Here is a 12478-nt window from a genome sequence, read left to right as displayed (position 1 = left end):
TTCGATCAAACTGGACTGAAAATCAGGCCTGCGCTTCGGCAGTTTCCGTCAGAACGGTCCAGCGTTTCGTTTTCGAGATCGGCGCGCATTCGATGATACGAACGGTGTCGCCGGTCTTGAACTGGTTATTTTCGTCGTGCGCCCGGTATTTCTTGGACTTACGAACGGTCTTGTGCAGCAGCGGATGCTTGAAGCGGCGCTCGACCAGAACCGTGATGGTCTGTTCGTTCTTGTCGCTCGTCACCGTGCCTTGCAGGATGCGTTTGGGCATGTGCCGAACTCCTTACTTCGAGGCCGCGGCGTCGGCCGCTTTCTGATTCAGAATGGTGTTGACGCGGGCGACGTCACGACGGACGGCGCGCATGCGTGCGGTGTTCTCAAGCTGGCCGGTGGCCTGCTGGAAGCGCAGATTGAACGCTTCCTTCTTCAGCGCGACCAGCTGATCGCGCAGCTGTTCGGGCGTCTTCGATTTCAGTTCCTGCGCGTTCATGGCGCTGTTCCTTTCAACATCACCGGAGGGCCCTGGCTTCTCTCCAGGCCACCCTGATTCCGGTGGAGTTCATGATGAAGGCCGTCCCATACAGCGGTCGGGCCCGATTGGCAAGCGTTTCGCGCCGGAACCTGCGGAAAAATCCGGGGCGCGCCGCGTGCCGGCCTAGGCGTGCAGGACCGGCTTGCCGTTTCGCTGATGACGCTCGGCCAGTTTGCGGCCTTCGCTGCCCTTCACCAGCAGCCGCGCCGGGACGGCCCTTTCGATCTCTGCGCCGGTCTGCGCGAGTTCGGGGAACAGCGCCAGAATCTCGTCACGCGCCTGCGCCGACACCATTTTCAATGCCTGCGGACCGGTGAACAGCGATTCCGACACCGCGCCGTTGGCGAACACCAACTCGTGGCGGTCGAACAGCAGATGCACATAGCCGACCGACGCGTCGCCGGGCTCAATCTCGATGCCGGGCAGCCCGGTCAGATGTTTCGCGGCGACCAACACCTCGTCGGTGCCGAACATGGTCCGGGCGATATTGGAGCGCACCAGTATGCGATGCTGCGGCGAGACCCGAAGATCCGCCTCGGGCAGCCCCTGCCCCAAAGCGCCGGCGCGGATGCGGATCGGGCGCAGGTTTTCCTGATGGCGCGTATCAAGACTGCGGCTTCCGACCCACGCCAGCGGGCGCGGACCGTGATCGGCGGTCAGGACAAGATCCCCAGCCCGCAGCGTCTCGACCGCGCGCGGACCTTCGGGCGTCGCGATCATCGTGCCGGCGACGAAGCAGACGATTTCGACATCGAAGATCGTCGGCTTGAAGGAGACGTTCGGGTTGACCGCCGAGCTATCCGCAAATCTGGCCACCGAGACGATTTCGACCTTCTGTATAACCGTGATGTTGTCCCATTCATTTACATAGTACGCGTTCGGGCGAAAGAACATGTCGCCGTTGCTCATCTGGATGAACACACCTTTTTGCGTCGTCGTGCTGCCGTCGCCCAGAGTAATCTTGTAATCGACATCGAGGAATGCGGTAATCTTGACGTTCGTCACAGGAACATTGCCCACCGGATCGGTGTAGGACATGTTCGTTCCCCCGCCGCCGTTCGGGTTGAAGGTGTCCTGAAAATTGCTCTGGTTGAGCTCGCCAGTTACCTTGACCGGCTTGATCTGCTTGCTTCCGGTCGCGGACACACCGATCAGCTTGGCAAGCTCTGCATCGGTCATGTTTGTTTGGGGGGTCGAATTGTACTGGTCGTCGTTTCCGATCCACATCCAGTTGACGGTCTTGGTCGCCATCTTGCCGATAACTCCTAAAAATTCATTCGTTACGATTTCGACGTCGGGCACGATAGGGCCGCGTCAGGGCCACGTCACGCCAGCTTCATAATTATTAACATAATTGCCCGACAGCGCATCCCTTCTTTTTCGTCAGTTCGACATCACAAAAATCCCCTAACGTTACGTCAGGACGGCGTTTTCCCGCGCGAATCCGAGGGTGGACGATGCAGAATCGCCTCACCGAAAAACCCACACTATGCGGGTCCCTCATCGCGCCCCAGCATCTGCCCCGCAGGCATCGCCAAGGTCCACGGAACTGGTGCCGTACCTGCACCCGTTCGCACCCCTCTGAAGCATAACCTCTTATTACTTCATAAAGATTTTCGGCCGCCCCTCACCGAAACGGTCACCACCCTTCTCGCCCGAAAGCCCGCGGGATGACGCGGCGCGCAAAACCGCGCGAACCTGCCAAAAAGATAGCAAAAATTCACTTTGAAACCGCGGAATCCGACGTACACTCGAAAGTGATTACAAATTTATGGGGTTCAACAGTCATGGAATACTCTCTTCTCGCGCCGGGGTTGTTGCTGCTCGGGTTGCTTGCCGCGATTACCAATAACGGGGACGGCAATGAGGATGACCCCGATCCGCCCGAACCGACCGAGGGCGACGATCTGATCGAAGCCGATTCCAACGACACCGCCGGGATGACCGTTCTGGACGGGCTGGGCGGAAACGACACCATCACGCTAAGCCACGACCCGGATGCGGCCGATCCCGGCCTGCCCGACACCAACGGCGGCGCGGGCGATGACGTGATCACTTACGATCTGGCCGACGGCAACCGGATCGACGGCGGCGACGGCAACGACAGCATCACGGTACACGGTGCGATCGGCAGCACGCTCGAAGGTGGCGCGGGTAATGACACGCTGTCCCTGAACGCCGCGACCCGAACCGACAGCATCGGCTCGTCGCTGCTGGGCGGCGACGGCGATGATGTTCTGCGCGTCAACGCCTCGATCGCGCCGGCCGAGGGCGACATGGCCCCCAGCCTGACCGGCGGCGCGGGCGACGATGCGTTCGAGATCACGCTGGACAGCAGCACCGTCAACCTGAACGGGACGGCGGCGCCGGCGGCGATCATCAAGGATTACGATGTGGCCACCGACAAGCTTCACATCGATCCCAACACCAATGCTTCCGGCGCATCCTATAAAGGATTCGAGCTGGAACGTTTGGGAACCGTCGAGGATGGCGACCTGCGCACCAATGTCCTGGTTCACTATCAGGTTCCGGTCACGATGCCCGACGGGTCCGCAGGATACGAAAACGTCACCAGCACCATCGTGCTGGAAGGGGTCAGCGTCACCGAAACCATGCTGACCAACGGCATGATAAGGGTGGATGACGGCATTCCCGATGCGCCGACCGAAGGCGCGGATCTGATTGATGATTCCGCGACCTATGTTCCCGATGTCGTCGGTCTGGGTGGAAATGACACGATAACCACGGTGGGGACGCGTAACATCGACGCGGGCAATGGCGACGATCTGGTCAGCTACGCCCAGGGCTATAGCGTGGACATCGACGGCGGCGCGGGCAACGACACGATCTTTGTCGGCGAGATCAGCCGGTCCTATATCACCGGCGGCACCGGTGACGATGACATCACCCTTGGCAAAGGCGCTGTTACCGGTGCCGAGGTGCGCAGCGTCGATGCCGGTGCGGGCGACGACACCATCAGCGCCTATTTCAACGGAACCGGTGATGAGTATTTCTCTGGCCCAGTTCTGGCCGGGGGTGCGGGTGCTGACACGTTCAATGTCGATATCCTGAACGCGTTCCAGAGCCAGACCGAAGCGGGTGAGGTTGTCGCCTATGAAGTCGGATCCATTTCCGATTTCGTTCCCGGCCTGGACACGCTGCTTATCGACCCGACTTCCGAAAATGATAACGCCGTTTACACGGGCTATGAAATCGTCGCGTCGGACGACGGCAAAGGCAGCAGTCTGGTTCTCAAATATGATGTTACACAGACCGTCAATATCGACGGCCAGGATGTGACGACAACCCGCCCCGGTCATGGTGTCATCTGGCTTGAGGGGGTTACGGACCTGAAGCCGTCCGACTTCACCATAACGCCTTCGGCGGCCGCCAACGCCTGATCTCGGATCGCGGCGCTTGCCGGTTCAATGGGCCCCGCCGGTCACGGCGGGGCCCTGTCATATTTCAAAGGGGCCGCGCCACCCGTATGCCGTGCGCCCGGTATCGCGCGCGCGGCGATCGCATCCGGGCGGGTAATGGTCTCGCCGGTCGTCGTGGCCCATCGGGGTCCTATCGCCCCGAAACCGCCGATGCCGTTCCCGCGAACCAGTCGTCGATGCCGCGAAAACCCAGACGCAGCCCTGCCCGTCTTACAGCCAGCCGCGCCGCTTGAAGTATAGAAACGGCAGCACCGCCGACATGACCATCAGCCCCAGAGCCCAAGGATAGCCCAGCGTCCATTTCAGTTCCGGCATGACGTCGAAGTTCATGCCATAGATCGACGCCACCAGCGTCGGCGGCAGAAACACCACCGCGGCGACCGAGAAAATCTTGATGATCTGGTTCTGCTCGAGGTTGATCAGTCCCAGCGTCGCGTCGAGCAGGAAATTGATGCTGCCCGACAGCGATACCGCGTGATCGCCCAGTGCCGTCACGTCGCGCTGTATCAGCTTGCTGCGCTGCCGGACGTCCTTGCCGGCCTTGTGCGAGGCCGCCTCGCCCGCGCTGTGATAGGCAACCATTCGCGCGACGCTGACCAGGCTTTCCCGAAGCTTGGTCAGCAAATCGCCCTTGCGGCCGATCTGCTCGATCAGCGATTGAAGATCCCGCGTCTTTTTCGTGGCGCTGGTCGATTTGTTGCGAAAGACCTCGCGCGAGATCGCGTCGATCTCGTCACCGATACGCTCCAGCGCGTCGGCGGTCCGGTCGATGATCGCCTCGAGCAGGCCGAACATGACCATTTCGCCCGAGGTATACAGGTCGGTCCGATCTTTCTGCGCCCGTGCCGCATAGATCGCGAATGATCTGGGGTTCGCGTGACGCACGGTGACCAGCGTCTGGCCCTTGATGATGAAGGTGACCGGAACCTTGCAGGCGTCCTCGGCGATATTGGCGACCGCCGTGATGGTCATGAAATCGGCATTATCCTCGCGGTACAACCGGTCCGAAAGCTCGATTTCGGCCATTTCGTCGCGGGTCGGAATATCAATGCCCAGAAGCGTCTCGACGAACTTCACCTCGTCGGTGGTGGGCTGGTAAAGGTCCAACCAGACGGGGCGCGACGTCGCCGGATCCTGCGGGTTCTCGAGCGTCGTTATCCGGCCATCCCGGCTTGCGTAGCTATACAGCATTCATGGATCCTTTCCGCGAGTTGTCGGCTGTCCAGCCTGACCGCATAGAAAGCCGGTTTTGTAACATCTGTTTTTCGGCAGGCCCAGAACCGCCAAAACAAAACGCCCCATCGGTGATCGGCGGGGCGTTTCGTCATGTCTTGCGTGGATGCGTGCCTGCACGCACCGGTCTTACCAGTCTTCGCGATGCACGATCCGGGTCAGGACCGGCAGTTTCATCGCGCCAAGGCGCAGGGCCTCGCGGGCGATTTCGTCGCTTACCCCGTCGATCTCGAACATGATCCGGCCGGGATGGACGCGGGCGGCCCAGTAATCGACCGAGCCCTTGCCCTTACCCATACGCACTTCGGTCGGCTTCGAAGAAACCGGAACGTCCGGGAACACCCGGATCCAGACCCGGCCCTGACGCTTCATGTGACGGGTGATCGCGCGGCGGGCCGCTTCGATCTGGCGTGCGGTGACACGCTCGGGTTCAGTGGCCTTCAGCGCGTAACTGCCGAAGTTCAGGTTGAACCCGCCCTTGGCTTCGCCGTGAATCCGGCCTTTGAACTGCTTGCGGAACTTCGTCCGTTTCGGTTGCAGCATATCATCTACTCCTTAGCGGGCGTCGCGGTCGCGGCGCGGCCCACGCGGCGCGGGGCCGTCCTGGGCTTCGGTGGCCTTGCGGTCGCGGGCCTGCGGATCATGTTCCATGATCTCGCCTTTGAAGATCCACACCTTCACCCCGATGATCCCGTAAGGGGTCGAGGCTTCGGACAGCGCATAGTCGATGTCGGCGCGCAGGGTGTGCAGCGGCACGCGGCCCTCACGGTACCATTCGGTCCGCGCGATCTCGGCGCCGCCCAGACGGCCGGCGACGTTCACGCGGATGCCGAGGGCACCCATGCGCATGGCGTTCTGCACCGCCCGCTTCATGGCGCGGCGGAACGAAACCCGGCGCTCGAGCTGCTGGGCGATCGATTCCGCGACCAGCTGGGCGTCCAGCTCGGGCTTGCGGACCTCGACGATGTTGAGGTGCAGTTCCGAATCGGTGAAATTCGCCAGCTTCTTGCGCAGCGTTTCGATATCGGCGCCCTTGCGGCCGATGATGACACCCGGACGGGCGGCATAGATCGTGACGCGGCATTTCTTGTGCGGACGCTCGATGACGACGCGGCTGACGCCGGCCTGCTTGGCTTCCTTGTGGATGAAGTCGCGGATCTTCAGATCCTCGAGCAGCAGGTTGCCATAATCCTTGTCGTCGGCATACCAGCGGCTGTCCCAGGTGCGGTTGACCTGAAGACGCATCCCAATGGGGTTAACCTTCTGACCCATTACGCACGCTCCTCAACTTGACGCACCTTGATGGTGATTTCCGAAAACGGCTTCATGATCTTGCCAAAACGGCCACGCGCCCGCGGGCGGCCACGCTTCATCACCAGGTTCTTGCCGACCCAGGCTTCGGCGACGACCAGGCTGTCGACGTCAAGGCTGTGGTTGTTTTCGGCGTTGGCGATGGCGGACTGAAGGCATTTCTTCACGTCGCCCGCGATCCGGCGTTTCGAGAAGGTCAGATCGGCAAGCGCCTTTTCGACCTTCTTGCCGCGGATCATGGCGGCGACCAGATTCAGCTTCTGCGGCGAGGTGCGAAGCATCTTGGTCTTCGCCATCGCTTCGTTCTCCGCCACGCGGCGCGGATTCTTTTCCTTACCCATGACGATTACTTCCTTTTCGCTTTCTTGTCGGCGGCGTGACCGTAATAGGTCCGCGTCGGCGAGTATTCACCGAACTTCTGGCCGATCATCTCCTCGGACACGTTGACCGGGATATGTTTCTTGCCGTTGTAGACGCCGAAAGTCAGTCCGACGAATTGCGGCAGGATGGTGGAACGGCGCGACCAGATCTTGATCACGTCCGAACGACCGGACTCGCGGGCCTTTTCGGCTTTGCGCAGCACATAGGCGTCGACAAAGGGGCCCTTCCAAACAGAACGTGCCATGGATTAACGTCCCTTCTTCGCGTTGCGCGACCGGACGATATACTTGTCGGTCTGCTTGTTCTTGCGGGTCTTGTTACCCTTGGTGCCCTTGCCCCAGGGGGTAACCGGATGACGGCCGCCCGAGGTACGGCCTTCGCCGCCGCCATGCGGGTGGTCGATCGGGTTCATCGCGACACCGCGCACCGAGGGGCGGATGCCCATGTGGCGGCTGCGCCCGGCCTTGCCCAGGTTCTGGTTCGAGTGGTCGGCGTTCGACACCGCACCGATGGTCGCCATGCATTCCTGACGCACCATCCGCAACTCGCCCGAGGACAGGCGGATCTGCGCATAGCCGCCGTCACGGCCGACGAACTGGGCGTAGGTGCCCGCCGAACGGGCGATCTGGCCGCCCTTGCCGGGCTTCAGCTCGACATTGTGGACGATGGTCCCGATCGGCATGCCGCTGAACGGCATCGCGTTGCCGGGCTTCACGTCGACCTTGGCGCCGGCGATCACCTTGTCGCCCACGGCCAGACGCTGCGGCGCCAGGATATAGGCGCGCTCGCCGTCGTCATAGTTCACCAGCGCGATGAACGCGGTGCGGTTGGGATCGTATTCGATCCGCTCGACCGTCGCGGTCACATCGAATTTGGTGCGTTTGAAATCAATGATGCGATACAGACGCTTCGCCCCGCCGCCCATGCGGCGCATCGTGATCCGTCCGGTGTTGTTCCGGCCGCCGCTTTTGGTCAAACCCTCGGTGAGGGATTTGACCGGGCGCCCTTTCCAAAGCTCCGAACGGTCGATCAGAACCAGCCCACGCTGGCCAGGCGTCGTCGGTTTATACGACTTGAGTGCCATGCTTTCTGTCTTCCGTTGCTTTGGACCAGGATTGGTCCGTTTCGTAAAATGAACTGCGGCCCCGTTTCCGGGACCGCCGAGTCGCGGGTGCTATATCAGAGCCCCGTGTTCACGTCGATGGTGTTGCCTTCTTCCAGCGTCACATAGGCTTTCTTCACGTCGCTGCGCTGGCCGGTGCGGCCGCGGAACTTCTTGACCTTGCCTTTGGTGATGGTGGTGTTGACCGCCTTCACCTTGACGCCGAACAGGGCCTCGACCGCTTCCTTGATCTGCGGTTTGTTGGCCGATTTCGCCACCTCGAAGACAACCGCGTTCACTTCGGAAACCATGGTCGCCTTTTCGGTGATCATCGGCTTGACGATCACGTCGTAATGTTCGGGTTTCGCGCTCATTTCAGGCGAGCCTCCAGAGCTTCGACACCGGCGCGGGTGATGACAAGCGTGTCACGGCGCAGGATGTCATAAACGTTGGCACCCATCGAGGGCAGCACGTCCACCCCTTCAAGGTTACGGGCGGCGATGGCGAAGTTCTCGTTCACTTCCGAGCCGTCGATGACCAGAACGCGCTTCCAGCCGTTTTCCTTGACCGCCTTGGCGACGGCCGAGGTCTTGGCATCGGCGAGGTTCAGATCCTCGATCACGACCAGTTCGCCGGCATTTGCCTTGGCCGACAGCGCATGCTTCAGGCCGAGCGCGCGCACCTTCTTGGGCAGGTCGAACGCATGGCTGCGCGGAACCGGGCCCTTGTAGATGCCGCCCTTGCGGAAGATCGGCGCCTTGCGCGAGCCGTGGCGTGCGCCGCCGGTGCCCTTCTGGCGATAGATCTTCTTGGTCGAATAGCTGACCTCGGACTTGCCCAGCGTCGAATGCGTCCCGGCCTGGGCCTTGGCACGCTGCCAGCGCACCACGCGGTGCAACAGGTCGGCGCGCGGCTCCAGCCCGAAGATCGCATCGTCCAGGTCGATGGACCCGGCCTTGCCGGAGTCGAGCTTGATCACGTCAAGTTTCATTTCTCTTCTCCTTCGGCGGAATCATCTGCCTTGGGGGCTTCGTCCAGTTCAACCGCCTTGTCGGCGTTCGGATCGGCGGCTTCCTTGTCGGCCGCGATCGACGCCTCGGCTTCGGCCAGCGCGGCTTCCTGCGCGGCGGCTTCGGCCTCGGCCTGCGCCTTGCGGGCGGCTTCTTCCTCGGCGGCCGCGGCGGCGGCGGCTTCTTCGGCCAGACGGTGGGCTTCTTTCTGCTTCGAACGGGTCGCGGCGGGGGTGATCACGTTATCGGGCTGGGCCTTCTTGACCGCATCCTTGATCGTGACCCAGCCACCTTTCGAGCCCGGAACCGAACCTTTGACCATGATCAGGCCACGGTCGCTGTCGGTCTTGATGACCTGCAGGTTCTGGGTGGTGACGCGGACGGCGCCAAGATGGCCAGCCATCTTCTTGCCCTTGAACACCTTGCCCGGATCCTGACACTGGCCGGTCGAGCCGTGCGAGCGGTGGCTGATCGACACACCGTGGCTGGCCCGCAGACCGCCAAAGTTGTGACGCTTCATCGCACCGGCAAAACCCTTACCGATCGAGGTACCCGCGATATCCACGAACTGCCCGGCGAAGTAATGGTCGGCGATGATCTCCTCGCCCACCGGGATCAGGTTTTCCTCGGCGACGCGGAATTCGGCGATCTTGCGCTTCGGCGCCACCTTGGCGGCGGCGAAATGGCCGCGCATCGGGCCCGACACCCGCTTGGCCTTGGCTTCGCCCGCGCCCAGTTGGACGGCCACATAGCCGTCTTTCTCGGCGGTGCGCTGTGCCACGACCTGAAGATTGTCCAGATGCAGGACGGTCACCGGAACCTGCCGGCCGTCCTCCAGAAACAGCCGGGTCATGCCCAGCTTCTTGGCGATAACACCAGTTCTCAACATGGGACGGTCTCCTTACACCTTGATCTCGACATCCACGCCGGCGGCGAGGTCGAGCTTCATCAGCGCGTCAACGGTCTGGGGCGTCGGGTCGACGATGTCCAGCAGGCGCTTGTGGGTGCGGATTTCCCACTGGTCGCGCGACTTCTTGTCGATGTGCGGGCCACGCAGGACGGTGAATTTCTCGATCTTGTTCGGCAGCGGAATCGGGCCGCGAACCGTGGCACCCGTGCGCTTGGCGGTGTTGACGATTTCCTGCGTGCTGGCGTCCAGCACGCGGTAATCGAACGCCTTGAGCCGAATGCGGATATTCTGGCTGATAGCCATGTATCACCCCTTCAGATGGGGGTTCCAGTTGAGAGGCTGACGACACCCCATGCGGCGCCAGCGTCGAACCGTATAAAAACTGCAAGGCCGCCCCCATATCGGGCGGCCCCGGCAAATGCAAGCGAATCCCGTTCAGAATGCGGATTCGGTCGCGATGCGCGCGTATAGCGTCAGGGATGGGGCGAGGTCAAGGGGATAACACCCTATACATGCCGCACCTTCACCCACCCGAGAGCCCGTCACTTCTCCCAGGCGGCACCCGCCACCACCCGCCAGCCCTTGGCGTCGCGGACGAATTCCATGAACTCCGGCGGTCTGAAACCCGGCTCGTCCATCGGCGCGACATGGCGTTCGATCCGCAGCGCATCGCCGTCGATATCCAGCACGGCGAATTCGTTCTGCACGTCGCTGGGCCGGGCGCAAAGCGCGGTGCCGGCCTGAACCTGCAAGATGTGCGGATGGCCATAGGACAGCAACGTGCCCGCATCCCAGCGGTGCAGATGGCCGGTCAGCAGGATCCGGACGCCGGCAGTTTCAAACCGGCCAAGCGCCTCGGGCGCGCGGCGGGCGAGTTCCTTGTCGACGCTCGGCAATTGCTGCAACGGGTGATGCATCGCCACGATCTCGACCATCTTCGGCTCCAGACTGTCCAGCACGCGCGTGATATCGGCGCGGTGGACCACGCCGCGCTGCCACTTAAGGGGGTCGACGCTGTTCACCCCGTGCACCCGCGCCCAGCCCGCCGCCCCCGTGGGCGCAAGATCCGGGCTGATGGCCTCTTCGTACTCGTCATAGGGTTTCAGAAACCGGACCGGAAAATTGTAAAGCGGCACGTCGTGGTTGCCCGGCACCGCCATCAGCGGCGGAGCGATCCGGCCCAGAAACCCGGCCGCCTCGGTGAATTGTTCGGACCGGGCGCGATGGGTCAGATCGCCCGTCACCACCACCAGATCGGCCCGGGCGGCATTGACCAGATCCAGCAATTCCTCGACCAAAGCGGCGCGGTGATAGCCGAAATGCAGGTCCGACAGATGCAGGACACGGGTCACTTCTCGGCCTCGGCGGTCTTGTTGCGGCCATCGGCTGGCACCAGCACCTTCAAGTCGGCATGGCGGACCTTGAGATGCAAGGGCGATCTCATCGCCGATTTTTCCCCGTCATGGGCGACGAGTTGACGTTTTTTGGGCGTTTCGATGGTCAGTTCATCCGTGGTGAGCACGTCGAAATCGCTGTCCTGCGCGGAAAACCCCAAGGCAAGACGCATCGCCGAACGCAAGAGCGGCAGCGGCTTGCGGGCCTTGGCGATCAGCACTGCGAATTCACCCCGGTTGATCGCATCGGCCCCCTCGAGCCCGAAAGAATCGAGTTGATAGGCGCTGCGCGCCACAAAGACCAGCGCGGTGGTGAAATGCCGTTCTTCGCCGTCGACATGCGCGGTCAGGTCCATCGGACGGCGCAGACGCCGCATGGCCACCAGCACCGACCAATAGGCCGCGATCCGCGAGCGTCCCCAGCGCCGATAGATATTCTCGCGGGTCTTGAGGATATGCGGATAGGCGCCAAGGCTTACGTTGTTCAGAAACACCAGCCCGTCGATATCGCCGACATCGACCTCGATCACCTTGGCGTCGGTGATTGTTTCAAGCGCGTCGTCCAGCTCTTCGCCGACGCCCAGATCACGGGCGAAATAGTTGAAGGTGCCGCCGGGCAGGACCCCCATGACCACATCGGTACCGGCCAGCACGCCCGCCACGGCCGATTGCGTGCCATCGCCGCCGGCGGCGACCACCACGTCGAAGCCATCGGCGACGGCCTTTTCGGTGAAGGGAACGATATCGCGGCCCTTGTGGACGTGGCGCAGTTCAAAGCCGGCGCAACGCGGCTCCAGCAATTCGCGGATACGCGCGGCGACCTTGCCGTCATCCTTCTTGCCCGATCCAAGGTTCAGGATGACGCAAAGACGCGCTTGCGACAGATCGAAGGGGGTGTCCTGCATGGCATGTCCTGCTCGTTTGTGTCGGGACACAACCCCGTTGGTCGCCCAAGGGTTCACCGATTAAGCGGATCGGGGGTAAATCCCCGTTTTATGCGCCGCATTGATTGATCTTTGCATAACGGCGCGGAAGCGGGCGGACCCCCAGCCGAAAGCCGTCCCCTTGAAGCGGGCTTCCGGTCTTTGCATGACGGAACGGCCTCCCCCTTCCCCCGGCATACGAAAAAGCCCGCCCCTTTCGGGACGGGCTTTCAGATTTGCAG

At 62.1% G+C, this 12478-nt stretch carries 16 protein-coding genes; 1 reads left to right on the top strand and 15 read right to left on the bottom strand.

Features of this window, described 5'->3' with window-relative positions; translation table 11 throughout:
- Positions 1 to 22: 22 nt before the first annotated feature.
- The 3 genes from rpsQ to ACFSCT_RS10365 all read right to left on the bottom strand — a co-directional run bounded on the left by rpsQ (position 23) and on the right by ACFSCT_RS10365 (position 1783).
- A complete protein-coding gene (rpsQ, locus tag ACFSCT_RS10375) occupies positions 23 to 271 on the bottom strand; it encodes a 30S ribosomal protein S17 (RefSeq protein ID WP_379142504.1) in 249 nt (82 codons plus the stop codon).
- Positions 272 to 283: 12 nt separating this feature from the next.
- On the bottom strand, positions 284 to 490 hold the full coding sequence (gene rpmC, locus ACFSCT_RS10370; RefSeq protein WP_379142502.1) for a 50S ribosomal protein L29: 207 nt from the start codon (positions 488 to 490) through the stop codon (positions 284 to 286).
- A gap of 165 nt (positions 491 to 655) precedes the next feature.
- On the bottom strand, positions 656 to 1783 hold the full coding sequence (locus ACFSCT_RS10365) for a Hint domain-containing protein (protein WP_379142500.1): 1128 nt from the start codon (positions 1781 to 1783) through the stop codon (positions 656 to 658).
- 536 nt (positions 1784 to 2319) lie between these two features.
- Between ACFSCT_RS10365 and ACFSCT_RS10360 the strand changes: the two genes are divergently transcribed.
- Positions 2320 to 3933 carry a hypothetical protein gene (locus ACFSCT_RS10360; RefSeq protein WP_379142498.1) on the top strand — a complete coding sequence of 538 codons (1614 nt, stop codon included), beginning with the start codon at positions 2320 to 2322 and terminating at the stop codon, positions 3931 to 3933.
- 249 nt (positions 3934 to 4182) lie between these two features.
- On the opposite strand, the gene ACFSCT_RS10355 is transcribed toward ACFSCT_RS10360, so the two are convergent.
- From ACFSCT_RS10355 to ACFSCT_RS10300, 12 genes are all read right to left on the bottom strand, one after another.
- On the bottom strand, positions 4183 to 5163 hold the full coding sequence (locus ACFSCT_RS10355; protein ID WP_379142496.1) for a magnesium transporter CorA family protein: 981 nt from the start codon (positions 5161 to 5163) through the stop codon (positions 4183 to 4185).
- A gap of 171 nt (positions 5164 to 5334) precedes the next feature.
- On the bottom strand, positions 5335 to 5748 hold the full coding sequence (gene rplP / locus ACFSCT_RS10350; RefSeq protein WP_379142494.1) for a 50S ribosomal protein L16: 414 nt from the start codon (positions 5746 to 5748) through the stop codon (positions 5335 to 5337).
- Positions 5749 to 5760: 12 nt separating this feature from the next.
- Positions 5761 to 6477, bottom strand: coding sequence for a 30S ribosomal protein S3 (gene rpsC / locus ACFSCT_RS10345; protein WP_379142491.1), 717 nt, complete (start codon positions 6475 to 6477; stop codon positions 5761 to 5763).
- Positions 6477 to 6857, bottom strand: coding sequence for a 50S ribosomal protein L22 (gene rplV, locus ACFSCT_RS10340; RefSeq protein ID WP_379142488.1), 381 nt, complete (start codon positions 6855 to 6857; stop codon positions 6477 to 6479). The genes rpsC and rplV overlap by 1 nt, the downstream gene beginning before the upstream one ends.
- Positions 6858 to 6862: 5 nt before the next feature.
- Complete coding sequence (gene rpsS / locus ACFSCT_RS10335; protein WP_379142486.1) at positions 6863 to 7141, bottom strand: 30S ribosomal protein S19; 279 nt, start codon at positions 7139 to 7141, stop codon at positions 6863 to 6865.
- Between the two features lie 3 nt (positions 7142 to 7144).
- Entirely contained in the window at positions 7145 to 7981 is an 837-nt protein-coding gene (gene rplB, locus ACFSCT_RS10330) for a 50S ribosomal protein L2 (RefSeq protein WP_379142484.1), read from the bottom strand.
- Between the two features lie 95 nt (positions 7982 to 8076).
- A complete protein-coding gene (locus tag ACFSCT_RS10325) occupies positions 8077 to 8373 on the bottom strand; it encodes a 50S ribosomal protein L23 (protein ID WP_379142483.1) in 297 nt (98 codons plus the stop codon).
- Entirely contained in the window at positions 8370 to 8990 is a 621-nt protein-coding gene (gene rplD / locus ACFSCT_RS10320) for a 50S ribosomal protein L4 (RefSeq protein ID WP_379142481.1), read from the bottom strand. Before rplD ends, ACFSCT_RS10325 begins: the two co-directional genes overlap by 4 nt.
- Positions 8987 to 9898, bottom strand: coding sequence for a 50S ribosomal protein L3 (gene rplC, locus ACFSCT_RS10315; protein ID WP_379142479.1), 912 nt, complete (start codon positions 9896 to 9898; stop codon positions 8987 to 8989). Before rplC ends, rplD begins: the two co-directional genes overlap by 4 nt.
- Positions 9899 to 9910: 12 nt before the next feature.
- Positions 9911 to 10222, bottom strand: a complete 312-nt coding sequence (gene rpsJ / locus ACFSCT_RS10310) for a 30S ribosomal protein S10 (RefSeq protein ID WP_379142478.1) — start codon at positions 10220 to 10222, stop codon at positions 9911 to 9913.
- Between the two features lie 239 nt (positions 10223 to 10461).
- Positions 10462 to 11271, bottom strand: a complete 810-nt coding sequence (locus ACFSCT_RS10305; RefSeq protein WP_379142476.1) for a metallophosphoesterase family protein — start codon at positions 11269 to 11271, stop codon at positions 10462 to 10464.
- Positions 11268 to 12218 carry a diacylglycerol/lipid kinase family protein gene (locus ACFSCT_RS10300; RefSeq protein WP_379142474.1) on the bottom strand — a complete coding sequence of 317 codons (951 nt, stop codon included), beginning with the start codon at positions 12216 to 12218 and terminating at the stop codon, positions 11268 to 11270. The genes ACFSCT_RS10305 and ACFSCT_RS10300 overlap by 4 nt, the downstream gene beginning before the upstream one ends.
- Positions 12219 to 12478: the final 260 nt, after the last annotated feature.

Origin of the sequence: Paracoccus pacificus (assembly GCF_042680785.1) — a bacterium.
GTDB lineage: Bacteria > Pseudomonadota > Alphaproteobacteria > Rhodobacterales > Rhodobacteraceae > Paracoccus > Paracoccus pacificus.
Note: the sequence above shows the minus strand (reverse complement) of the source record. Positions and strands in the feature narration are given on the sequence as shown.

Excerpts from the sequence above, each read along its gene's own strand:
- rpsQ (WP_379142504.1), bottom strand. The coding sequence starts at position 271 with ATGCCCAAACGCATCCTGCAAGGCACGGTGACGAGCGACAAGAACGAA.
- rpmC (WP_379142502.1), bottom strand. The coding sequence starts at position 490 with ATGAACGCGCAGGAACTGAAATCGAAGACGCCCGAACAGCTGCGCGAT.
- ACFSCT_RS10365 (WP_379142500.1), bottom strand. The coding sequence starts at position 1,783 with ATGGCGACCAAGACCGTCAACTGGATGTGGATCGGAAACGACGACCAG.
- ACFSCT_RS10360 (WP_379142498.1), top strand. The coding sequence starts at position 2,320 with ATGGAATACTCTCTTCTCGCGCCGGGGTTGTTGCTGCTCGGGTTGCTT.
- ACFSCT_RS10355 (WP_379142496.1), bottom strand. The coding sequence starts at position 5,163 with ATGCTGTATAGCTACGCAAGCCGGGATGGCCGGATAACGACGCTCGAG.
- rplP (WP_379142494.1), bottom strand. The coding sequence starts at position 5,748 with ATGCTGCAACCGAAACGGACGAAGTTCCGCAAGCAGTTCAAAGGCCGG.
- rpsC (WP_379142491.1), bottom strand. The coding sequence starts at position 6,477 with ATGGGTCAGAAGGTTAACCCCATTGGGATGCGTCTTCAGGTCAACCGC.
- rplV (WP_379142488.1), bottom strand. The coding sequence starts at position 6,857 with ATGGGTAAGGAAAAGAATCCGCGCCGCGTGGCGGAGAACGAAGCGATG.
- rpsS (WP_379142486.1), bottom strand. The coding sequence starts at position 7,141 with ATGGCACGTTCTGTTTGGAAGGGCCCCTTTGTCGACGCCTATGTGCTG.
- rplB (WP_379142484.1), bottom strand. The coding sequence starts at position 7,981 with ATGGCACTCAAGTCGTATAAACCGACGACGCCTGGCCAGCGTGGGCTG.
- ACFSCT_RS10325 (WP_379142483.1), bottom strand. The coding sequence starts at position 8,373 with ATGAGCGCGAAACCCGAACATTACGACGTGATCGTCAAGCCGATGATC.
- rplD (WP_379142481.1), bottom strand. The coding sequence starts at position 8,990 with ATGAAACTTGACGTGATCAAGCTCGACTCCGGCAAGGCCGGGTCCATC.
- rplC (WP_379142479.1), bottom strand. The coding sequence starts at position 9,898 with ATGTTGAGAACTGGTGTTATCGCCAAGAAGCTGGGCATGACCCGGCTG.
- rpsJ (WP_379142478.1), bottom strand. The coding sequence starts at position 10,222 with ATGGCTATCAGCCAGAATATCCGCATTCGGCTCAAGGCGTTCGATTAC.
- ACFSCT_RS10300 (WP_379142474.1), bottom strand. The coding sequence starts at position 12,218 with ATGCAGGACACCCCCTTCGATCTGTCGCAAGCGCGTCTTTGCGTCATC.